Source organism: Nocardia sp. NPDC004604 (assembly GCF_040609795.1).
Lineage (GTDB): Bacteria > Actinomycetota > Actinomycetes > Mycobacteriales > Mycobacteriaceae > Nocardia.
In genome coordinates, this window is sequence record NZ_JBEXLC010000011.1 from 65970 (window position 1) to 89956 (window position 23987).

Sequence of the window (23987 nt, forward strand, 5' to 3'; positions counted from 1 at the left end):
CATCGCGCCCGGGTCCGCATCGTCCCCGGCGGCACGTTGATCGTGGTCGGGCCGGGCGCGGTGGTGCCCGGCCTCTCAGACAGGGTCAGCCAGTGGTCCGCGCCGTCGAACCCGTTGCGGCTCCATTGGTTTCGCCGAGCATCCGGGCGAGCGCCGCACCGGCCAGTTCCACGATCGTCGGGCCACTCATCAGGCCCATGGTCGGGAAGTCGATCTCCAGGTGCTTGGCCAGCATGATGCGGATCTGCCCGGCCAGCAGCGAGTCCATCCCGAGATCGGTCAGGCCGACATCGCGGGGCAGTCGCTCGACCGGCATATTGAAGATCCGCGAGATCTGTTGCGCCAGTGCCGTTGCCAGCCGCTGCTCGCGCTCGCCGGTGGGCAGGCCGAGCAGTTCGGCGCGCAGCCCCTCGATGCCGAAGACGGTCGTGGGGTCCTCCGCGTCCGGGAGGTGCGACAGGCGCGGTGAGCTGCGCACGATCGGCATGACGTGACTCATCTTCGTCCAGTTCACGTTCGCGACACTGGCACGCGCGATACCTTGGGCCAGGCAGCGACCGAGGAATTCGAGGGCGGCGGCCGGTGAGATCGGTTTCCAGCCCAGCCGCGACAGGCTGTCGAGCTGGTTGCGCGCGACGTATCCGATCTCGCCGATGGCGCCCCAGTTGACCGTGAGGGCCGGGAGCCCGAGCCGGCGGCGGTGCAGGGCCAGTGCCTCCAGGAACCCATTGGCCGCGGCGTAATTCGACTGACCGGGCGTGCCGACGTTCCAGCTTCCCGAGGAGTACATGACGAAGGCGTCCAGGTCGAGGTGCCGGGTGTGGTGATGCAGGTGCCAGGCGCCGTCGGCCTTCGGACGCACGGTCCGCAGGAACTGCTCCTCGGTCATCGTGGCCAGCCGGCCGTCCGCGAGCACCATGGCCGCGTGGTAGATCCCGCGCAGCGGCGGCAGTGCCGAGATCCGTTCGAGCAGGCCCACCACCTCGGCCTCGACCGAGACGTCGGCGCGTTCGAGCACGACCTCGACACCCAGCGCCCGCATCGCCGCGATCGGCGCCTCGTTCTCGGCATCGATCGCGGCGCGGCGACCGGCCAGCACGATGGTCCGGGCGCCGTTGTCGGCCAGCCACCGCGCGGTCCGCAGGCCGAAGCCGGTGTAGCCGCCGGTGATCAGATAACTGCCCGCGGGATCCAAGGTCACGCCACCGGTCACTGCCGGGTACACGAGCACCTCGGCGGCCGCCTCCGATTCGCCGGAATCCGATGCGGCGGTATCCAATTCGCCGTGTGCGGCACCGAAACCGACCACGATCTTGCCGGTCTGCCGGGCGTCGGCCATGCACCGGAACGCCGAAACCACCTCGGCGGCAGTGAAATCGGTGTGCGGCAGTGGCGGCAGCGTGCCCGCGGCGACATGCTCGAGGACCCGCGTCATGACCTCGCGGCACCGGGCCGGGACCTCGAGCAGCATGCCGTCGATATCGACAGCCGAGTAGGACAGGTTGTTGCCGAAGGGTTTCAGGCCCAGCTGGTAGTTGTCGTAGATATCCTGCTTGCCGATCTCGACGAACCGGCCGTGCGAGCGCAGCAGCCCGAGGCTCTTCGGAATCGCCTCGCCCTGCAGCGAATTCAGCACTACATCGACACCGCCACCACCGCGGGTCCCGGCCCCGGCACCCGCACTCGCGCTGCCACCGCCACCACCGGTCCCCGCTCCAGTGCCCGCACTCGCGCCGGAACCGCCCCCGCCACCGGCGCCCACACCGGCCCCGGCACTGCCGTAGTACTTGCGGATCTCCTCGGCGAAGGACAGCGACCGGGAGTCGAAGACCGCCTCCACGCCCAGCGACCGCAGGTATTCCCGCTTGTCCTCGCTGCCGGCGGTGGCCAGCACCGTCGCACCGAGCAGGTGGGCGATGTGCACCGCGGCCAGACCCACACCACCGGCGGCGGCATGCACGAGAACCCGCTCGCCCGCCCGCAATCGGCCGACCTCGACGAGTGCGTACCACGCGGTGAGGTAGGCGATCGGCAAGGTCGCGGCCGCAGCGTCCGGCAGCTCACCCGGCACCGGGTAGACGTGGTGCGCCTCGGTGATCACCGTAGAGCCGAAACAACCACGCGCGAAGGCGATTACCCGGTCGCCCGGGGCGAGTCCCTCGACCGCGGTGCCGACCTGGGTGACGACACCGGCGCATTCGAGGCCGAGGGTGTGCTCGTACAGCCCGCCGGCGATCGCCTCCTCCGACAACAGCCCGAGGGTGAGCATGAGGTCGCGGAAGTTCAATCCGGTCGCCGTGGGCCGGATGGCCACCTCGGTGGGGCCGAGAGCGGCCGGATGCGTTGTCCGGTACCGGAGTTGGTCGATACCTGGCTCGGCGGGAACCACCAGTTCGAATGGGGTCTCCCCGATTGTCCGGGTGGGAGTCGCGGTCGCGGCCTCGAATTCTTCGAGTGAGAGGTGTTCGAAGCGGTCGGCGAAGCGGGTGTCGCCGCGATAGGCGACCTCCTCTTCCGCCGTGCGCACGTGCCGCAATTCGTCGAACAGGTGCCCCGCCCGAGTGCCCGCATCGGCTGCCGGGTCGAGGTCGATGATCTTCGCCCGGAGTCTGCTGTTCTCGCCGAGCAGCACCCGCAGGATGCCCCAGCTCGGCGTCTGCGATGGCGCGATCGGATCCGTGCGATCCACCGCTACGCCGCCGGTGGTAGCCACCCAGAACCGCGGGGCCACCGGCCAATCCAGCTCTTCGACCGCTTGCGCCAGCGCGATCACGCTGTAGGCGCCGTGCAGTTCCGCTGCTGCCAGCAGTTCGGTGGTGAGCTCCGCCGCGGCGTAGTCCAGATTCCACAGGTGCAGCACACCGGCGACGGATCCGGCACGCGCACGCACCTCGGTCAGCACCCGTGCGAGATCCGCGTAACTGGTCGGACGCACCCGATAGGCACGGTCACCGGCCTGCTCGAAGGTTTCGCCCCTGGTGACGAGCACACTGCCGGCGGTGGCCTCCCCGAGCAGTTCGAGGTAGTGTTCGGCGACGCCACCGGTGTCGGCCAGCACGACCCACGCCCCCCGCTCGATCTGCGGCTGATGGGGTGCGAGATCCAATTCCGTTGTGCGAGCGACGATCAGCGAGCAGCCGGTCTGTTCCGGTCCGGTCATATCGGAGAAGATCTGCACGTTCTCGAAGCCGACGGTGGGCAGCAGGTCCCGCCACCCCGCCTCCGGCAGCAGCGCATGGTCCGGGCGTAGATCGTGATCGGTGAAGCGCCACCGTCCTTCGGTGCTGCCGAAGGTCAGATCGAGCCCGTACGACGGGTTGGTCCACTCGACGAGCAGCAGCATCCCGCGGGAGGTGAGTAACCGCTCCACGTTGCCGAGGGTGGTGCGGAGGTTCTCGGTGGCGTGCAATACGTTCGCGGCCACGACGATGTCGAAGTAGTGCGGGTCGAATCCCTGCTCGGCGATGTCGCGTTCGATGTCGAGGACGCGGTAGTCCACGAACTCGAACCCGGCGAAACGCTGCCGCGCCTTGTTCGGGAACAGCTGCCCGATATCGGTGAACACGTACTCGGTGCGGTCGGCCGGTAGCTGGTCGAGGATCCAGCCGGTGGTGCCGCCGGTGCCCGCACCGATTTCCAGCACCCGCAGCGGCCGATCATGCGGCAGCGCCCGGACGGTCTCGGCGACCACCGCGGCGACCAGGCGATTGCACCGTTCGTGCGAGAACGAGGTCGAGTAGAGGTCGGCCACCGGCCCGAATTCGCTCTCGGAGAAGAGAAGTTCGATCGGATCGACCTCGCCGCGCAGCACCGCGGCCTGTTCGGTACCGCCGCGCGCCAGGACCGCGAACTCGGCTTCGAATCCGGGATACCGTGCGCGCAGCCCGGCCAGCACCGCCGCGGTATCGACCCGATCGGGCACCGTTCGCAACTGCCAGTGCTCGCCGTCCTTGCTCATAATCTCGTACCGGGCAAGCAAATCCAGCAGCAGTGCGAAGTGGCCGCGGTGTTTGTCGTGCACGCCCAGCTCGCGGGCGAGTTCATCGAGCGTGAAGCGCCGGCCCGGTGTGAAGTCCATGCCGAGCTGATGCAAGGCCTCGGTCACGTATGCGACGCACAGCAGGTTCGCCTCCGGTTCAACCCGCGCGTAGTACTCACGGTAGAGCGGCTGGTCGCGTATTTCGCTGATGACCGGATCGACGGCGGCTGCCAGGGCCGCCTCTCCCGGCACGAAATCGGCGGGCAGCGGTGTGCGCGGGCGCGTCGGCGCGGGCCGCCACCGGTACGCGTAGAGCCACCCCAGCAGCGCATCACGATCCTCGGCGGGCTGGGTGATCGACTTGCCTTTGAAGCCTTCGAATTCGGCTACCAGTGTGCCGTCCTCGTTGAACAGCCACAGGTCGCCCTCGCAGTAGGTCGGGTCCGCGGAGACGCGCGCCTGTCCGTAGCAATACACGCGCGGGCCCGCCGCGGCGTGGAAACTGAACCGCCCCACGTCGTAGGGGATGTAGAGCGCGGTGTCGTCGCTGTCCGGGTCGTTGCCCATCGCGATGGACAGGGACTGGAAGCAGGCGTCCAGCACGGCCGGGTGGATCAGGTGCCGTGCTGCTTCGTCGGCGATGGTGTCCGGGGTGTCGATGCGACCGAGCGAGCACAGCTTGCCGTAGCTCAGTTTCGTGATCGCCCGGAAGGCCGGGCCCAGCAGCAACCCGTTGTCGCGGAACCGCGCGGCGACCCGTGCGGGATCGAAATCGTGCGGGCAGTGCCCGTCCAGGTCCGAGAAGGGCACGGGCACTTGGGGCTCGGGTGCGCCGCGGCGCAGGGTTCCTTCCGAGTGCAGCACCCAGTCCCGGTCGCCGTGCTGGAGGCTGTAGATCCCGAACCGCAGCGCCGGGGTCAGGACCACTTGGACGCGTGGGGCGGGGCGGTCGTCGAAGACGAACAGCGGGCGCCGGAATTCGACGCCCTCGACCGTGTACGCGCCTGTCCCGAACGCGTCGTGGGCGCAGCCGGTGATCAGGTCGAGGTGGCCCGCGCCGGGCAGCACGATGGGTCCCTGGACGCGGTGGTCCTCGAGCCACGGGAACTCGGCCGGATCCAGGACCAGCTCCCAGACATGCTTGTCGGGCTCGTCGGCGGCGGGCAGGCGGGTTCCGACGAGCGGATGTCCCAGGGGCGGAAACCTTTTGGCACGAGAGGCCGGGGTTTCCAGCCAGTGGGTTTCGCGCTGCCACGGGTAGAACGGCAGCGCCACCCGCGCGGGACCGGCATCAGGACCGAGACCACGGTCGCGGTCGAACACCGACTCCCACACCGGATCGACACCCGCCACATACAGCGAGCCCAGTGCGGACAGCAGTGTCTCCCGGTCGCTGTGCCTGCGGCGCAACGACCCCATCGCGACACCGGCGAGTCCGCGGCGGCCCAGCAGGTCTCCGATCGCGGTCGTGTGGATCGGGTGCGGACCGAGTTCGACGAAGACCAGATGCCGGTCCTCGATGAGGCGATCGATGGCGGGGGCGAACCGGACGGGCTCGCGGATATTGCGCCACCAATACTCCGCGTCGAGCCCACCGTCCGGCACGAGATCGGCGGTGACCGTCGAATACATCGGAATCGTGGGCTCATCCGAGGCGATTCCGGACAGCGACGCCAGCACCTCGTCGCGCAGCGGATCCATGTGATGGCTGTGGAACGCCACCGCGACGTCGAGCATGCGGCAGAAGATTCCGTCTCGCGCCAGGCCCGCCGCGATCTCTTCGAGTGCGTCGGGATCGCCTGCCACAGCGGTGGATTCGGGGCCGTTGAGCGCGGCGATTTCGACCCGCCCGCGATAACCGGCGATACGCTGTGCCGCCTGGTCGACGGGCAGGCCGACGGCGAGCATGCCGCCTCTGCCGGAGGCGCGCTGCTGCACCCGGCTGCGATGGAAGATCACCCGGACCGCGTCCTCGAACGACAGGGCATCCGACACGCAGGCGGCGGCGACCTCGCCGATACTGTGCCCGATCACCGCCACGGGGGTGATACCCCAGCTGTGCCACAGCGCCGCCAGCCCGAGCTGCACCGCGAACAGCGCGGGTTGCGCGATGAAGGTCTCACCGATCCGGCTCTCGACCTCGTCCCGGCCCAGTTCCTCGACCACACTCCAGTCCGCATACCGGCGCAGTTCGGCGTCGACCCGCTCCACGGTCCGCCGGAACACCCGGTTGTGCGCGAGCAGTTCCCGCGCCATACCCCACCACTGCGAGCCCTGGCCGGAGAAGACGAACGCCACCGAGGACATACCGGACGATGTCACACCGCTACGCAGCGTCTCGGGCTCCAACCCTGCGGCCATGTCGCGCAAGGCCTCTCGCAGTTCCGCCGTGGACGAACCGACCACCGCCAGCCGATGGTCGTAATGCGACCGTGTGCGCGCCTGTGCGGAGGCGATCGCGGGCAGCCCGGCCGTCGTCGCCGGATTCGCTAGGAAATCGGCGTAGGTCTCGGCGTAGGCGCGCAGCGCGTCCTTGGTCTTCGCGCTGAGTGTGAACAGTACGGGCGCAGCGGTCTCGGTCATCGAATCCTGCTGCGGCACCGTAACTCTCGGACCTTGTTGTGCCGCGACCGTTGGGTTCTGCAGTGCCGCAATCCTCGGGTCCTGCTGTGCTGCGGCCTTCGAATCCTGTTGTGCCGCAGCTGTGGGCGGGCCCTCGAGGACCACGTGCGCATTGGATCCGCCGAACCCGAAGGAGTTCACACCCGCCAACCGCGGACCCTCACCAGGCCAGGGCTGGCGGGTCTGTGCGAGCCGCAACCCCAGTTCCTCGAACGGAATTTCCGGATTCGGCTGCTCCGCATGCAGATTCGCGGGAATCTCGCCGTTGGAGAGGACCAGACAGGCCTTGATGATCCCGGCCATGCCCGCCGCCGCCTCGAGGTGGCCGAGGTTCGACTTCACCGCGCCGATGATGCAGGGGCCGCGGCCGTTTCGCCCGGCGCCCAGCGCCTTTCCCAGCGCCCGCGCCTCGATCGGGTCACCGATAGCAGTTCCGGTGCCGTGCGCCTCGATATAGCCGATATCGGCAGGGTCGACACCCGCATCCCGGCAGGCGTCGAGAATCATCCGGGCCTGGGCGTCTTCGCTCGGCACCGCGATGCCCCGGGTGCGGCCGTCCTGATTGGTCGCACTCCCGCGGAGCACCGCGTAGATCCGGTCGCCGTCGGCGACGGCTGCCGACAGCGGCTTCAGCACGATCGTGCCCGAACCCTCACTGCGGATATAGCCGTCGGCGTTGCGGCCGAACGATTTCGAGCGTCCCTCGGGCGACAGGAAGGTGCCCTGGCTGAACCCGACGGTCCCCCCGGGCACCAGCACCGTGCTGACCCCGCCGACCAGTGCCATCGCCGCCTCGCCCGAACGAATACTGCGGAGCGCCAGGTGCATTGCCACCAGCGAGGACGAACACGCGGTATCCACCGTCATACTCGGGCCGCGCAGGTCCAGCAGATACGAAACCCGGTTGGCCACAATGGCGTTCGTGACCCCGGTCATGGTGTGACCGCCGATCAGATTCCGGTTCTCCGCACCGAGTTGAATCACGCTGTAGTCGTGGCCGGAGACACCGGCGTACACGGCGACCTGCGCACCGGCGAGGTGTTCGGGGACGATGCCCGCGTCCTGCAACGCTTCCCAGGTCGTCTCCAGGAACAGCCGCTGCTGCGGGTCCATCCGCGACGCCTCGGTCGGGGTGATGCCGAAGAAGTGTGCGTCGAACGATGCGACATCGTCGAGAAAACCGCCCGCACGGGTGCGCATACGACCGGGCCGCCGGGGATCGCGATCGTAGAAAGCCGTTGCGGACCAACGGTCTTCGGGAACCTCGCTGACCGCGTCACGTTCTTCTATCAGCAGCCGCCAGAAGTCGCCGGCATCGTGTACCTGTCCGGGGAACCGGCAGCCGATCCCCACGACGGCAATCCCCTCGTACTCGGCCCGAGCGGTATCGATCGGGGAGCTGGGACCAGAATTCATCGCGTAACCTTCGTTTTGCCACAACACGTAGATCAACTCGGAGCTGCGTGACTACCCTGCCGGAAACCTTTGGGATCCGCAGCTTCGAACAGTATTGCGTCTGGCCCGATGCCGTGTACGACGAGGTTGCACGACAACCGCCGATCACATCAGCGGGACGGGATTGGATCCCGTCCCGCTGTTCGCCGACAAGGTGGAAAGAGCTGGTCTCGCGCAGCGGGTTCAGCGAGCGATCCGGACGGGTTGCGGTCCGGTCGAGGCGACGACTGCCTTCCCCCTGGTGAGCGTGACGGTGACGGTGCCGCCGGAGTCGTTCGGCAGCGCCCGGCGCCGGGCGCGACCAGCTGACCCGACCAGGCGTGCGCGGCGCCGTCGCAGTCGACCAGGCCCGGCCCGGCCAGCTGTATGGCGATCGGCCCGCCGATACCGCCCTGAAACATTTGCGTCAGCGATCCGTCACTGACTCATACACTTTCTGCGGTTCACTGGCTACGTCCACTGATCTGGACGGCGTCTGTCCACGAATATGGACGGCACTGGAAAATCGGACAGGGGTAGTGTCCGCGGATTTGGACGGCGCCTGTGTGGGTCCAGACGGGTGATGGCGGTAGGGGCGCGGGCCGGGGTGCGTTGAGGCATGGTGGGAAGCCATGGCCGACAACGGGATACGTATCGACGTTAATGAAGCCTTGGGGTTGGTAGAACTGCTGGAGTTCATCCGGGACTTCTTCGGCGCGGCGGGGCCGGCGGTGACCAAGGCGTTCACGGCGTATGTGGGGACCGGCGCGCATTCGGTGGGTGATTTGCGGTGGTGGTATAGCCGGTCACCAGCACGCCCGCGTCACCGTGCGGCACATTGGCGCCTGCACCGGCCGTCGAGGATCAGGGCGCCGAGCGAGCGTATTCGGCGGGCGTCAGGCCGTAGGTCTTCTTGAAGGTCCGGATGAAGTGGCTGCTGTCCGAGAACTGCCAGTAGGCGGCAAGTTCGGAGATACTCAGCAGGTTGGGTGACGTGGTGAGAGCGAGTCTGGCCTCTTCCAGCCGCCGGTGCCAGATGTAGGCGGCCACCGACTCCCCGACCGAGGCGAACGCCCGTTGCAGAGTACGGATGGAAACATTGAGCTCACGCGCCAGCATCGTCGGAGAAAGGTCGGGGTCGGCGAGCCGGCGGTTCGCGAGATCCTTGGCCGCCTGCGTGAGCGCGGCAGTCAACTGGGGTTCCACGTCGTCGAACCTGCCCAGGGCCACCGCCTTGACGAACTCGACCAGGGCGTTTTGCGCGGCGCGTTCACCTGCCTCGCTGAGGTCGGCCATCGTTTCGCGGACCATGTTCGTGTGGGCCACCAGCAACCGGATCTCGGCAGAGTCGGCCGGTCCGGTGATGGTCCGGTTCCGGAGCAGCGGTTCGATGGCGGTCTGCGGCATGCCGAGAATGATCTTCGCCGTCGTGTGTGGCTGAGTGTCGAAATGCTTCGGTTGCCTGAGCTGCCGGAGCAGGAACTGCCCGGCCGACACGGTGTGCTCGCTGCGACCGGACCGGTCGCCCCATCTCCAAACGCCGCGCGACACCACGTACAGCTGGATCGCCCCGTCGACACCGTCGGCCGGGCGTTCCGTCCGGAGGGGCAATACGCTGTGCATGTCGATCATTGTCAGGTCACGCATCCGGGCAGCATGGGTCCTCACCCGGTAGTCGCCGACCGTGTCCGGGCTGAAGGTAGGCATCGGTTGGTCAGCGCCGAACCGCGCCCCCCACTCGCGCGCGAACGCGTCGAATCCACGCGCTGCCTCATCCGAGACGGTGAAGTCCACGGAAATCTCTCGCGACGCGCTCGAATCCGCGTCGCGGCTCCCGGTTTTGGGCTGACCCAAGTCAGAGGCTGTCACGTTCGGCTGTTACCTAACATCACGGGTTTGATGCTGGATCCTAACCACACCGTGGCCCGGATGTCCTGTCTACGTCGCGATGTGGTTCACAGCGCGCTGCTGACGCTGTCAACGGACGTCGGGACTTCAAACGAGCCTGGGAGACAAGCGATATCGAGGCCCTGATCGGTTTGCTCGATCCGACCGCGACCGCCGACAGCGGTGGCTTGGTCCTCCGCCACCCGATTATCGGCGGCGAGCAGATCACATGCGCCTGGATCGAAATCGCTGCCCGCGGCCCCGAGATAACGCTGCTCGAGCGCACGGTAAACGGCCAACCCGGCCTGGTGGCGCAGCTCGACGACACCATCGTGTCGGTCTATGCCTTCGACATCGCCGACGGCCGGATCACTCGCATCTGGGTGACCCGGAACCCGGAGAAACTGCGGCCCTGGACCGTCGACTGAACCGACGCTGACCATAGCGATCATAAGCGGTCATTCAACTCGCTTCGAGATCCCGCATGATCAGGTCTTGCAGCGCGATTGCCGAAGGAGTGCCCGGTTCGGCGGAGTATAGGCAGATCGCCCACACACCCGGATCGGCGGGGAGGGCGATGAATTCGAAGTCCAGGTGCAGTGTGCCGACAAGGTCGTGGTCGAGGTGGTATCGGCCGTGGGCGGTGTCATTGACGTTGTGGGTTGCCCACATGTCGCGGAATTCGGGGCTGCCGGCGGTCATACGGTGCAGCAGCCGGATCAGGTCCGGATCGCCCGGCCGCTGTCCGGCAACCAGCCGAAGACCAGGTCGATCCATGTGCGTTCGTCCTCGGGCAGCTCCGCGAAATCAATGCCGAACACCGGTCGGGTGGCTCGGTTCCACGCGAGGATGTTGGTGCGGTGTCCCCACCACGTAGGCCGGTGTGCTGGTCAACGAGTCCAGCAGTTGCCGCAACCCGGCCCGCACGACCGGTCGGTCGACAGTGGGGGCGTCGAGTTTCGGTGGCCACGCAAGATTGTGCAGGTGCAGCCGCTGGTCGGGGCTGAGTCGTAGTGACGAGGCGACGGCGTCGATCTACTCCAGCCCCGTCGTTCACCATAGATTCCGGCAGTCAGATCACCGCCGCAACACCCCGAACGCTGCCGGAGCGGTGAACGTCACCGTGACCGACCCCGGAGGCACCAGCAACGCCACACCCTTCACCTACATCCCGTAATGGGATAGCCGATCGTCGAAGACGAGTGCCGCCTGTTCATGGCTGGTCTGCACGCTGTGCGGTGGGTTCGATGCTGGGGAAGCCCGGCCTCGAATACTTGGACTACCAACCCTGGTGAAACCCCTACGGGCCAGGGGATCACAGCGGTGGCAGGTAGGCGACCTGCGCCATTTCGTTGCCGCGGGTGCGGGAGATGTACATGCCGCGGCCCGGGGGCAGCTTCATCGGGCGCACGTCGCCGAAGAGCCGGCCCTCGTCCCGCGGGCCGGACATCAGCAGCACGTCCACCGACATATTCTTCATGGTGCCGAGCACCTGATCGAACAGGGCGCGCGAGACACCACCGGTGCGGCGGGTGATGATCAGATGCAGGCCGATGTCGCGGGCCTGCGGCAGGAATTCCAGCAACGGCAGCAGCGGATTCGAGCCGGTGGTCACCATGTCGTAGTCGTCGACGATGATGTAGACCTCGGGCCCGCTCCACCAGCTGCGTTCGCGCAACTGCTGCGGGGTGATGTCGGAGCCCGGGATGCGGTCGGTGAGGAAGTTGACCAGATTGTTGATCATCGACCCGCACGTCTGCGAGGACGTCGAATACCCGGCGAGCTGCTCACCCTCCAGAACGCCGAGCATGGTCCGGCGGTAGTCGACGAGGACGACGACGGCCTCCTCGGCGGTCGAATTCTCGGTGATGCCCAAGACGATGTTGCGCAGCAGCGTGGTCTTGCCGCACTCCACGTCCGCGAACGCCATCAGATGCGGTTCGGCACCGAAATCCAGTACCAGCGGCTCCAATTCGTCCTCACCGAGTCCGACGACGATGTGGGTGGCGTTCTGCTCGATGCCGCGCTCGGCGGCCGTGGCCAGCAGTTCGGCCCGATCGAGCTGCGCCGGCAGCATCCGCACCTCGGGGGCGCGGCGGTCGCCCCACAGCTGTTCCATCGCCTGCCGGGACGCGGCGACACCCTCGGACAGATTCGACGGATCGGTATCGGAGTCCAGCCGCGGCAGCGCCATCAGCAGGTGCAGCTGGTCCGGCGTCAGGCCGCGGCCCGGGCGTCCGACCGGTACCAGAGCGGCTGTGCGGCGGCCCATTTCGGAATCGGAGGGATCGCCGAGCCGCAGCTCGAGCCGGGTTCCGATCTGGTCCTTGACCACCGGCCGGATCTCCGCCCACCGGGCCGCACCCAGCATGAGGTGGATGCCGTACGAAAGACCCTGCGCGGCAATCGCGTTGATCGAGCCCTCCAGGGTGTCGAATTCCTCGCGAACCGAGGCGTAGCCATCGATCACCAGGAAGACATCGCCGAACCGGTCCTCCTCGAGGGGATGACCGGGCGGCAGGGTGCCGTCGGGCCGCAGATCGGCGAACTTGCGGCGGCGGAACTCGGCCATCGACTCGATGCCGAGCTCGCTGAAGCGCTCCTCGCGCTGGCGCATCAGCGCGGTGAGCTCGGCGATGGTGCGGCGCACCCGGTCGACATCCAATCGGCCGGCGACCGAGCCGACATGCGGCAGCCCGACCAGACCGGCCATGGAACCGCCGCCGAAGTCCAGGCAGTAGAACTGCACCTGCTCGGGGGTGTGTGTGGCGGCGGTGGCGATGATGATGGTGCGCAGCGCGGTGGACTTGCCCGACTGCGGACCGCCCACCACCGCGACATTGCCTTGGGCGCCGGCTAATTGGATGGTGAGCACGTCGCGGCGCTGCTCGTAGGGCTTGTCGATGATGCCGATCGGCATCCACAGCTGCTGGTGCCGGTTCACCGGCGAGCGCCAATCCGGATCCGGCAGCAGCATGTCCACCGAGGGCGATTCGTCCAGCGGCGGCAGCCAGACCTCGTGCGCGGGACGGCCGTGCCCGGTGAGGCGGCCCACCACGACCTGCAGCAGTGTGTCCGGAATGCCTTCCTCGGCAACCGGTTCGGCGGGCGGCGGAGGCGGCAGTCCCAGCGGGTCCTCGAATTCCGGATCCGACAGTTCGGGCATCTCCACCAGGCCGGCGGTGAACACGGTGGGCGAGCCGCTCGGCGCGCGGCCGTCCTCGCTCACCGGGCCGCTGCCGCGCGGCGGGGTGTAGGGACCCGAGACGTAGGTGGCGTTGAACCGCAACGGATCATCGGCGTCGGTCTTCAGATAGCCGGAGCCGGGAATGCTGGGCAGATGGTAGGCGTCGGTGATGCCAAGCACCGCACGAGATTCGTTGGCGGAGAAGGTGCGCAGGCCGATGCGGTAGGACAGATGCGAGTCGAGGCCGCGAAGTTTGTTCTCCTCCAACCGCTGTGAGGCCAGCAACAGATGTACATGCAGCGACCGGCCCAGCCGGCCGATCATCACGAACAGATCCGCGAAATCTGGCTTCTGCGAAAGCAATTCGGAGAACTCGTCGACCACCACGAACAGTGCCGGCAGCGGATCCAGCGCCGCACCCGCGGCACGGGCCTTCTCATAATCGGTGACGTTGGCGAAATTGCCCGCCGAGCGCAGCAGTTCCTGGCGGCGGTTCATCTCGCCGGCCAGCGCGTCGCGCATGCGGTCGACCATGGAGAGCTCGGCCTCCAGGTTCGTGATGACCGCGGCCACGTGCGGCAGCGGATCCAACCCGAGAAACGTTGCGCCACCCTTGAAGTCGACCAGAATCAGATTCAGCGCATCCGGCGAGTGCGAGGTCACCAGCGACAACACCAGCGTGCGCAGGAACTCCGACTTACCCGAACCCGTTGCGCCGATGCACAATCCGTGCGGACCCATGCCGTTCTCGGCGGACTCCTTGATGTCCAGCTCGACCGGCGCTCCGTCGGGGGTGATGCCGATCGGCACCCGCAGCCGCTCCCGGGGGGTGCGCGGGCGCCACACCTTGACCGGATCGATCTGTGCCGCATCGGGAATCTTCAACAGCGCCATCAGGCCGGGATCGACGCGGGTGTCATCGCCCAGGCTCACGATCTGCGCGGCGGTGGCGATCCGGAAGCGGGCCAAGGTGCGGGCGAAGGCCTCGGCCTCGGCGATGCTCACCTCGTCCACAGTGGCGAAGCGCTCCACGCCGGCCGCACTGCGCGCGCTCACCGCGCCGTCGGCGACCACCAACTGCAGGCCGCGGCGGGCAGCCAGGCCGTTCTCCGGCGCGGTCAGATCCAGCACCGTCACCGAATCCAGGCCGGACTCGCTGACCAGCCGCTCGGTGCCGTTGACGAAGCCGTCGTCGATGATCACCAGCAGGTGCGTGCGGCCCTGGGTAGGCTGCGGGTTGCGCATGAACCGCCCGCGCTCGAGCAGCTCGGCCGACAGCGCCGTCTCCAGCTCCCCCAGCGAGCCGTACATCATCCGAGCCGAACCCATGCCGTCACGCACCGTCGAATGTTGCAGCTGCGGCAGCCATTTCGCCCACGACCAGGCCGGACCGTCCGGATCCGCGCATACGATCGCCACCGCGACGTGGTCAGGACCGTGAAATGCGCTGAACGCCAGGAGCATCGAGCGGGCCAGCATCCGGGCTTCCTCCGCAGTGCCCTCGATGTTGATGGCCGGGAACGCCCGCAGCGACACCGCGGTCGGCAGCCCGTGCACCACCGAATGGGTGCGCAAGAAACGCCGCAGCGCCACCGTCGACACCGGTTCCAGATCCTCCAGCGGGCCGGTCTCCGGCCGGGCCAGCTTGGTGGCGAGCCGATGGCTGCCCACCCCGACCCGCACGTGCCCGAAGTCCGGGTCGTTGGGGCGGCGCTCCCACATCCGGCGGGTGCCAACCAGCGATTCCAGATGGGCCGGCTCGGGGTGACTCCAAGTCAGCGATTCCAGCTGTTTGAGCCCGGTCCGGCGGGTGTCCTTGCGGATCTGATCCAGGTAGCGGAAGTAGTCCTTGCGCTCCTCGTTGAGCTCGGTCGCCGATTTCGGTCCGCCGCGCCCGAAGCCCATCATCATGCCGGCCATCGACATCAGCATCATCATCGGGAACATCAGCATGAACGGGTTGGACAACAGCTGCTTGCCCATCATCACAAACAGCGCTAGCATGCCGACCACTGCGACCACCATCACCAGCGGCATGAGCCGGGCGAGCAGCGGCGCCGGCAGCGGCCGTGACACCTCCGGCGGCGGGGTCAGCGTAATCTCGCCACCCGGCGCGCGCGGCGGCGCGATCCGGGGGCGGCGGACGAAGCCTTCGGTAATCATGGGTCTGCCTCGCGAATCTGTGGTCAGCGCTCGCTGTCGAGCAAGGACTGGTCGATTTCGTGGTCGCTGTGCCGGCGCCGGAACGGAATCGCCACCAGCGCACCGATTCCCAGCACCGCCACCGAGGCGGTGGAGCCGATGATCGCCCAGCGCCGCGGCCGCGGGTCCGGGGCCGGCGGCACATAGGGCGCCGGAATGTCGTGTCGCACAGTGGCGGCCGGATTGACCGGTTGCGCCGGCAGCTGCGCGGTGAGCGCGGCCACCAGATCGATCAGCCCGTGCCCGACGCCGTCGTCGCGGCCGGTGCCCGGCCCGTGTGCGGTGCGTTCGATCCGGTCGATCACCTGTGCGGCGTTCAGCTCCGGGAACCTGGCCCGCACCAGCGCGGCCAGCCCGGACACGTACGGCGCCGCGAAGCTGGTGCCCTCGATATCGTGCGGACCTTCGCGGGTCTGCACCGCGTCGATCAGGCCGGTGCCACCGCGCTTACTGTCCAGCGAGGTGATCTGGCGGCCGATCGCGGCCACCCCGATCCAGGGACCGCGCAGGGTGAGCTCGGACGTGGCGCCGGTCGGGTCGATCGAGGCGACCGACAGCACGTACTTGTCGAACCAGGCCGGACTCGAAATGGTCTGCACGTCCGACCAGCCCGAGCCACTGTTCTGCACCTGGCAGGCGCCGTCCTGCTGCAGGTTGCCGGCCGCGGCCACCACGACGACGTTGTGGTCGAAGGCGTATTTCACGGCCGCGCCGAGCGCGCCGTCGGCGGTGTCGGCGCCGGCCGGGGTGCAGGCGACCTCGGAGATGTTGATCACCGTGGCACCCATGTCGGTGGCCCGCACGATGGCTGCGGCCAGTGTGAGCACATTGCCATATCCGGTACCGGTGATGGCGCCGGGCACCTGATTGCCGCCGGCGCTGTTCTTCACTTGATAAGCGAGGCTGAGCTGGCGGATGGTGAGCACCTGGGCATCGGGGGCCACCCCGACGAAGGCGTCGCCAGGGCTGGGCTGCGCGCCGATGATGCCGGCGACGATGGTGCCGTGACCGTCGCAGTCCTCAGTGCCGTCGGTGGTGGAGACGAAGTCGCCGCCGGCCTGCAGCCCGGGCAGCCGCGGATGCCGGTTGACCCCGGTGTCGATGACGGCGACCCGCTGACCCGCGCCGCGACTGAACTGCCAGGCCTCGGGAAGATTCAGCACCCGCTGCGCGACCGGCGGCTCCCGCGGCGGGACGCCCTTGAGCACCGGTTCGGCGCACTGCACCTTCTGCTCGGTGGGCTCGAGCGGGGCCGGATTCTGGCTCAGCGCCAGGGCGAGGCCGATGGCGCCCGGGTCGACACCGGGCGGTGGGACAGCGCCCGCCGGTCCGGGGACGCCGAGCATCGCGACAACGAGAACCGCTGCGGCACAACCGATTCGCGCGAACCTCATCAGATGTTGCGCGCCATCGAGTACACACCCATGATCCACAGCACCAGCGGGATCACCAGGATGATCAGCAGGTATTCGAAGATCTCGCCGACGCGCCGGGCGATCGGGGTGATCTCCACGTGCGGGCCGATGACCCCGAAGGCGACGGTGGCCGCGGCGAAGACGAGCAGGACCACGGCGGCAACCAGCGTCACCCCGGGATGCTCGTACGAATTCCCCAGCGCCACACCGGCCATGACCGCGGCGAAGGTGACGGCACCGCCGGCGATCAGCGTCCCCGCCTGAGTCAGATCGGCGAAGGACCGGCCGCGCAACGCGAGGATGATCGCGAGGATGACCGCCAGCGCCAGCCCCTGCCAGCGGGCGCCGCCCAACGTATCGGCCGCACCGACCCCGCCGAACACCGCGGCGATCGTGCACGCGCCCAGTAGGCCGGTCTGATACTGGTTGGCGGCCTCGGCGCGGCGGCCGAGCCCGACCGCGGACGGCAGGGCCGTCGCGCCGATCGCACCGATGCCTTCGATGGTGGGGCTGGGTTCGTGATCGGCGGGATCGATGGCCGCGCCCGCGGTCGGCACCGGCGGCACCGGAAGCCGGGCCAGCAGCGCGGCCAGCCGCGGCACCATCGACAGCAGGATCAGTGCCCCGATCGACATGCCCGCGGCGATCTTGGGCAACGCCGGATCCCAGATCATGCGCACCGCCGAGATCACCATGCCGATCAGGCACACCGTGATCACCAGCGAAAACAGGGTGGTGCCGACGCCGGTGGCGCGATACCCCACCGCCGCGGCGACCAAGGTCACCGAGAAGGCAAGCAGCAGATGCGGACTGCCCAGCGAACCCGGAGCCAGCAGGGCGGCGCCGCTGAAGAACAGCACCAGCGCGGACAGCGCCAACCACACCGCCGAGAGCGTGTCCGAGTAGCGCCGGGCCGCGATGGCCGCCGCCGTCAGGGCCGCCACCCCGACGCCCAGCGACAGCACCGAGGGCACCCAGCCCGCGCCGTTGGCGCGCACCAGCGTCAGCAGCAGTGCGGCCAACCCCACGGCGATCACGCCCGATACCAGCCCGGTCCAGCGGGCCGCACTCGGCGACCAGCCCCGGAACGAAACCGTGGTCAGCCGCGATACCGCGTCGATGACGTCATCGAACAGCGCCGGGGACTCCTTGGCGCCCACTGCACGTAAAACCAGCAGGTTACCGTCGCGTACCTCGGCCTCGGTCAGGGTGCGGCTGGGCGGGATGGCCTCGCGGCCGAGCCGGGCCAGCGTCCAGTGCTGGGCTTCCGCTGGGCTGGTGTCCTCGTCGCTGTCACCGAGATCCGGTGTCCGCGAACCGATCAGCGCAACCAACTCACCGATGAACGACGCGATCGGGACAGACACCGGCAGTCCGACATCGAGTTGAGTATCTCCCCCGATGACGGACACGCGGCACAATTCGGGTCCGACGACCGCTCGGCGGACGGGATCAGGCGCGGTCAAATTGCCACTCTCACCTTAGTTGACGATCTCACTTGGCAACCTCTCGGTGCCGACCATAATGTATCCAGCAGGCAGCAAACTGCGCCATCACCAGGCAGTAACTGCGCCATCATTAAGCAGTAACTGCGCCATCACAACGATGGTCAGAGTGAATTGAATTCGCCATTACAACAGAAACATTCGAGGATAGGCAGCTATGACCGGCAACCGCCAAGCACAACGCGCATTCAAGGCCGGTGTCCTTTCCCTGGGACTGTCCATCGACGGCCAGGAATCGACCCGCGATTTGGAGTACGCCAAACTGGCGTTCCAGCGGGCCACGGAGTGGGATCCGACGATGTGCGATGCCTGGCTGGGCTTGGCCGCCGCCGGCGAGGTCACGTCCGCGGTGGTGAACTCGCTGTACGAAACCGCCGGTTCCACGCTGTATCGCGAACAACGCCGCCTCGGGCTGCCGTCGCGGGCGTTGGCGGGGCGGTTTTCCACCGGGCTGTACATCGACTATCCATTGGCCAACTACTCCGAGATCTGTGTGGCGCAGGCGACGATGCTGATCGCCGACAAGCAGTTCGACGAGGCGGTGCGGGTTCTCGATGGGCTCGCCGACTATCAGCGCACCCAGACCGGCATCGACGTCGGCGCGGATGCGCGACTGGCCGCGTACACGCGCGGGGTACTGCACTACAACACCCAACGCTGGCCCGACGTGATGACCGTGCTCGCCGGCTCCGATAGCTGGGACGACCCCTTCATGGCCGCAGGCGCGCACGTGATGGTCGGGTCGGCGTGCGCCCAGTTGGGCCTGTTCGGCGAGGCGATCCGGCGGATGGAGCTGGCCGAGCTGGGCCCGATCCCCGCCGCCCGCACCACCGCCATGTTCTGCCGCGGGTTGTGCCTGCGCGAGTCCGGCAGCGAGGAAGAGGCGCAGGGCCTGTTCGAGAAGGTGTACTCGCAGGCCCCGGACTTCGCCGCGAACACCGAGGCCATGCGGGACCGCAGCTACCGCATCCAGGTCACCAGCCGCGAGCAGATCGAGGCCCGAACCAACAGGTGGGACCCCGCCTCCGCACCGTCGCTGGAGGACACACAGGCCGCCGAAACCGAGGACCGGGCCAAGCGGATCCTGGCCGAGGCGCGCGCGGAGCTGGAGCGGCAGATCGGCCTGACGGCGGTGAAGAATCAGGTGGCAAAGCTGCAGTCGTCCGCGCAGTTGGCCAAGATCCGCGCCGAGAAGGGATTGGCGTCCGCACCGCGCGGCAACCACCTCGCCTTCACCGGGCCGCCCGGTACCGGTAAGACGACCATCGCCCGTGTGGTCGCCAAGATCTACTGCGGGCTCGGGCTGCTCAAGACCGACAAGGTGGTCGAGGCCAAACGCATGGACCTGGTCGGCGAACACCTCGGATCCACGGCGATCAAGACCGACAAGCTGATCGACTCCGCGATGGACGGGGTGCTGTTCATCGACGAGGCCTACACCCTGATCCAGACCGGGCTCTCCGGCGGGGATGCGTTCGGCCGTGAGGCCGTCGACACGCTGCTGGCGCGGATGGAGAACGACCGCGACCGGCTCGTGGTCATCATCGCCGGCTACGACGGTGAGATCGACCGGCTGCTGGCCGCCAACGACGGTTTGGCGTCGCGCTTCGCCAAGCGGCTGCAGTTCCCCTCCTACACCGCTCCCGAACTCGGCCAGATCGGACGGGTCATCGCCACCGCCCGCGACTCCGAACTCGCCACCGACGCACAGGAACTCCTGGAAGAAGTGTGCGAGCGGCTCTACAACCTGGAAAGCACCGACCAGAGCGGCCAACCCCGCCGCGGGGTCGACCTGGCCGGCAACGGTCGCTTCATCCGCAACATCATCGAGGCCGCCGAGGAGGAACGCGAATTCCGCCTCGCCAACGACGACACCCTCGATCTGTCCGAGGTCGACGAATCGGTGCTGATGCGGATCGAACGCCCCGACATGCAAACCGCACTCGAAGGCGTGCTGGCGTCGCTGGGGCTGAGCCAGCAGCTGAACTGATCCCTCGTCATCCCCCGGTACGACATCTCGTCACCCCGGCATGCTTTTAGCCGGGATCCACTGTGCCCCGGCGAATTCCGGCTGAAAGCATCCCGGAATGACGGGGGCTCGCATCCGGACGGCGGAGCTGTCAGTTGCTGTTCTGGGGCGGCAACGTGTCGTAACTGGCCAGGGCATCCTGGCGGGACAAGGTCGGCCCTGGCACCAGCTGGCTCACGACCGCCCACGGCGCCAGGCGCGGTGAATCACCCAGGCCCAGCAGCTTGGCGGTGTTGGTATCCGGTATGCCGTAACGGATTCCGATGTCGCTGATGAAGAACAGGCCGTCGCGCCGCACGTTGCCCGAGGTCATCCCGGTGGCCTGCACGAACTCACCGGTCGACGGCGGCACGTACACATTGGAGACGTGATCGGCCGAGCCGGCGCTGGCCAGCTCCACCGGCTTGGCCGGATCCGCCAGCGGCAGACGAGCGCCCAGCAGCAGCGACACCCTCGCCTTGTCGGCCGGATCGCTCTTGGCGTCCGGCGACACCAACCCGGCGTCCTTGTGCCAGTTCACGCAGGTCACCGGGGCATCCTCGGCCGCAACGATTTTCGGTACCTCGGCCGGGAATTGCGCGATCTGCAGATCGGTCACCACCGGCACCCCGTCGAGCAGATCCGGTGGGACGGTTTTGATCTGGCTCATGCCGTGCGAATCGGCATTGCGCAGAAGCGCGGCGGTGAACGGCGAAATCCGCTGCACCCCATCGGAGAGCACCGCGTACAGCTCCGGCTTGTCGCTGCCGTTCACACCGGCCACCGACACCACGCCGCCCACCGGCACACCCGACAGCTTGCCTGGGCCGGGCTTACCGGCATCCGGAATCGACGGTGGGGTGAGCGGCGGCACCGCGGTGGCGGCATTTATCAGGCCGGCGCCGGCCGGGCGGGCCGGATTCGCTGACAGGTTGAGGGTGCGGGCCAGCACCGAGTTGTTCGGGTCGATCTCGGCGCGCTTGCCATCGTAGATCAGGAAGGTCTGGTCGGCGCGGTACACCAGCACGGCCTCGTTCGCCCCGGCCGAGTGTATCCGGTCGCCCAGTCGCGGCGGCCCGGCCAGTACCGTCGAGGTGGTGGAGGTGACCCCGGTGAAGCTGCCGGTGGCCGAGAGCTGCACCGCGTCGCACAGCGTCCAGTCCGAGCGGGAGCCCTGGCTGGAACCCGGAAGCGATTGCGGCGCACCGGGAATGCCGAGCAGCGGGCCGCGCGGCATGGAGCCGAGCTTGCCCTCCTTGATCGAGGCGGGCGCTTCGTTGCTGCCGGTGATCAGCCGGGCCGAGGCCAGGTTCAGCACCGGGTGCAGGGTGGAGCTGCCGGACTTGTCGGTGACCACCGCGTAGAGGGCGCCGCTGTCCTTACCCATCACGATCTTCGACTGCCCGATCGCGCCCTGTGGGCGGATGAACGCCAGGATCGCCGCACCGGCAACCACCAGCAGCCCCAGGATCGCGCCCACGACCAGCGATCGGCTCTGCGAGCGCAACGGATCATGCAACATGCGCACATCGCGGCGCACAAGGGCGTGGTCGAGGCGCCGCAGTAGAAAGCGATAGCCGTTGACCTGAGCCCGGGTGGTCAGCTGTGCCGGCACCTGCTACCCCTAACTGATAAGTGTGCTCTGGCTCAAAGACTATGTGGTGCACCGCCGGGACGCCACTTACGGCAATTTCATACCAATCCCGCCGGCTCCGCCAGCCAGCCCCCTCGGAACGGGTAACGTTATTCGCGCCGAATCGGTTGCTGGGCACGATACTCGCGAGGCCGGCCGGCGAGTTTATTGGTCAACGGCTGGTTCTACCCGCGGCGGATAATTATGAACAACACTGTGAAGGAGAAAGACCGGTGACAATGGTCGACGAAACGACGACCGCGCACACTGGTCCGGAGAATCCAGGTGGCGCACCAGCATCCACTGATGAGGGCACGGCGCCCACCGGCGTCACCGCCGCGCCCCGAGCGGCCCTGCGCGACGAGGACTTCTGGCTGTTCCGCGACTATCCGCTGTCCGTGGTGACACCGGTGGTGCTGGTCACCGCCGCGGCCACCTGGGTTGCAACGGTTTTCGCGCTGCCGCTGGCGGCCGTGGCCGGGATCGGCGCGGCCGTGCTGTTGCTGGGGCTGGCACCGATGCGGCGCCGCGCACCTCGCTCGCTCGCCGGAATGTGTGCCGGCGCCGTGGGGTTCCGGTGGTACCGGATGCGGCACAATCCGAGCACCCGGCCGCCGGAGCCGTTCGACGTGCCGGTGCCCGAAGGCGGCAGTTACGGCCTGCGCTGGGACAACGACCGGCTGATCACCATGCTGCGCATCGAGCCGCCGCCGGACATGGTGACCTGGCTGCGGCCCGGCTCGCTGGATGCCGGGCAGCTGCTGCCGCTGGGCGAGGTCGCGAACTGCCTGTCGCAGTTCGACATCACGCTCTCCTCCATCGACGTGATCAGCGCCGAGGCCCGCACCGCCAGCAACGGGCCCGTCGCGCAGATCTACGACAGCATCCTGGGGCCGCTGCCGGCCATCGCCCGCCGCACGGTGTGGCTGGTGCTGCGGCTGGATCCACTGGCCAATGCCGAGGCCGTCGCCAACCGCAGCGGCGGCGGGGAGGGCGCGCTGCGCACCGCGATCATCGCCACCCGCCGCGTCGCCAATCGCCTTGCCGCGCACGGCATCACGGTGTCGGTGCTGACTGCCGCCGAGATCAACACCGCGGTGCAGCAGCTCACCCACGGCATCTCCGTCGATCAGTTCACCGAGACCACGGCCTCGCTGCAATACCAGGGCGTGCATCTGACCAGCTACACGATCGGCAACGATCTCATCGGCACCCGCGGCTTCGCCGATCTGTGGTCCACGCCGAGCCTGTCCACCACGATCGCGGTGCGGTTGCGGCCGGTGCCGCCGCGCGGCGACCAGCGCGCGGTATCGGGGCTGGTCTCGCTGAATGCGCTGGTGCGCTTCGACACCATGACCGCGCCCGAGGGTGCGCCCGTGCCCGGCCTGCGCCGGCTCCCCGGCCAGCAGCGCCGCGCGCTGCTGAACACGCTGCCCATAGGCACCCCGGACCGCCCGGCCGACGAGCAGCGCGGCCCGCTCGACGCGCTCACCGATCTCACCGTGCCCACGGCCGGATGCGGGCAGCTTATCGGCGCCGACACCACCGGCCAGGGCATCGCGGTGCCGCTGCTCGGCGAGGGCACCCGCTATCTCGAGGTGATCGGCAATCTCGATCTGGCACAACAGGTTGTGTTGCGAGCGCTGGCGCTGGGCGCGCGGGCAGTGGTGCACACGACCCGCGCCGAGGCCTGGTACACCATGGTCAACCACGTCGGGGCGCCGCATGCGCTCTCGCTGGCGCCGCGCTCAATGGGCACACGGGAGCCCACCAGCGCGCCGGTCGAGCCAGCCAGTGCGCCGTATCCGACGACCACGATGGTGGTCTTCGACGGCATCACACCGACCGCACTGCCGGGCGGAGCCACCATCGTGTACGTGCACGCGGACGAGCAGGGCCACGCGCCGTTCGATGCGGATGTGACGCTTATGCAGCAGCCGTCAACACCGAATCAGATCACCGTGCGCACCGCCGCCGGATCGTCGACGGTGCAGATGGTGACGACGCCGGACGAAATGCAATACATCGGGGTCGTCTTCAGAAGTGATACAGGCTCGCGGTGCTTCGAGGGGTGGTGTGCCAAATGTGAGGGTGGAACCCCACATTCGTGTTCTG

10 protein-coding genes are annotated in these 23987 nt (G+C 68.0%); 3 read left to right on the forward strand and 7 right to left on the reverse strand.

Going from position 1 to position 23987, the window contains the following annotated elements; translation table 11 throughout:
- Positions 1–85: 85 nt before the first annotated feature.
- The gene (locus tag ABZW16_RS06820) at positions 86–8017 is read right to left on the reverse strand and encodes an SDR family NAD(P)-dependent oxidoreductase (protein ID WP_354952998.1); all 7932 of its coding nucleotides are present in this window, start codon (positions 8015–8017) and stop codon (positions 86–88) included.
- 882 nt (positions 8018–8899) lie between these two features.
- Positions 8900–9829 carry a helix-turn-helix domain-containing protein gene (locus ABZW16_RS06825; RefSeq protein ID WP_354953000.1) on the reverse strand — a complete coding sequence of 310 codons (930 nt, stop codon included), beginning with the start codon at positions 9827–9829 and terminating at the stop codon, positions 8900–8902.
- Between the two features lie 245 nt (positions 9830–10074).
- Between ABZW16_RS06825 and ABZW16_RS06830 the strand changes: the two genes are divergently transcribed.
- A complete protein-coding gene (locus tag ABZW16_RS06830) occupies positions 10075–10350 on the forward strand; it encodes a hypothetical protein (RefSeq protein ID WP_354953002.1) in 276 nt (91 codons plus the stop codon).
- A gap of 34 nt (positions 10351–10384) precedes the next feature.
- On the opposite strand, the gene ABZW16_RS06835 is transcribed toward ABZW16_RS06830, so the two are convergent.
- The 4 genes from ABZW16_RS06835 to eccD form a co-directional block, all read right to left on the reverse strand.
- A complete protein-coding gene (locus ABZW16_RS06835) occupies positions 10385–10699 on the reverse strand; it encodes a hypothetical protein (protein ID WP_354953004.1) in 315 nt (104 codons plus the stop codon).
- A gap of 538 nt (positions 10700–11237) precedes the next feature.
- The gene (eccCa, locus tag ABZW16_RS06840; protein WP_354953006.1) at positions 11238–15272 is read right to left on the reverse strand and encodes a type VII secretion protein EccCa; all 4035 of its coding nucleotides are present in this window, start codon (positions 15270–15272) and stop codon (positions 11238–11240) included.
- Between the two features lie 23 nt (positions 15273–15295).
- The gene (mycP, locus tag ABZW16_RS06845; protein WP_354953008.1) at positions 15296–16705 is read right to left on the reverse strand and encodes a type VII secretion-associated serine protease mycosin; all 1410 of its coding nucleotides are present in this window, start codon (positions 16703–16705) and stop codon (positions 15296–15298) included.
- Positions 16705–18192, reverse strand: coding sequence for a type VII secretion integral membrane protein EccD (eccD, locus tag ABZW16_RS06850; RefSeq protein WP_354953010.1), 1488 nt, complete (start codon positions 18190–18192; stop codon positions 16705–16707). The genes mycP and eccD overlap by 1 nt, the downstream gene beginning before the upstream one ends.
- Positions 18193–18388: 196 nt before the next feature.
- Between eccD and eccA the strand changes: the two genes are divergently transcribed.
- Positions 18389–20221: a type VII secretion AAA-ATPase EccA gene (gene eccA / locus ABZW16_RS06855; RefSeq protein ID WP_354953012.1), complete on the forward strand. Its 1833-nt coding sequence runs from the start codon at positions 18389–18391 to the stop codon at positions 20219–20221.
- 130 nt (positions 20222–20351) lie between these two features.
- On the opposite strand, the gene eccB is transcribed toward eccA, so the two are convergent.
- Positions 20352–21854: a type VII secretion protein EccB gene (gene eccB / locus ABZW16_RS06860; RefSeq protein WP_354953014.1), complete on the reverse strand. Its 1503-nt coding sequence runs from the start codon at positions 21852–21854 to the stop codon at positions 20352–20354.
- A gap of 257 nt (positions 21855–22111) precedes the next feature.
- Between eccB and eccE the strand changes: the two genes are divergently transcribed.
- Positions 22112–23987 (forward strand): type VII secretion protein EccE (eccE, locus tag ABZW16_RS06865; RefSeq protein ID WP_354953018.1); only part of this gene is annotated, 1876 nt, incomplete at its 3' end.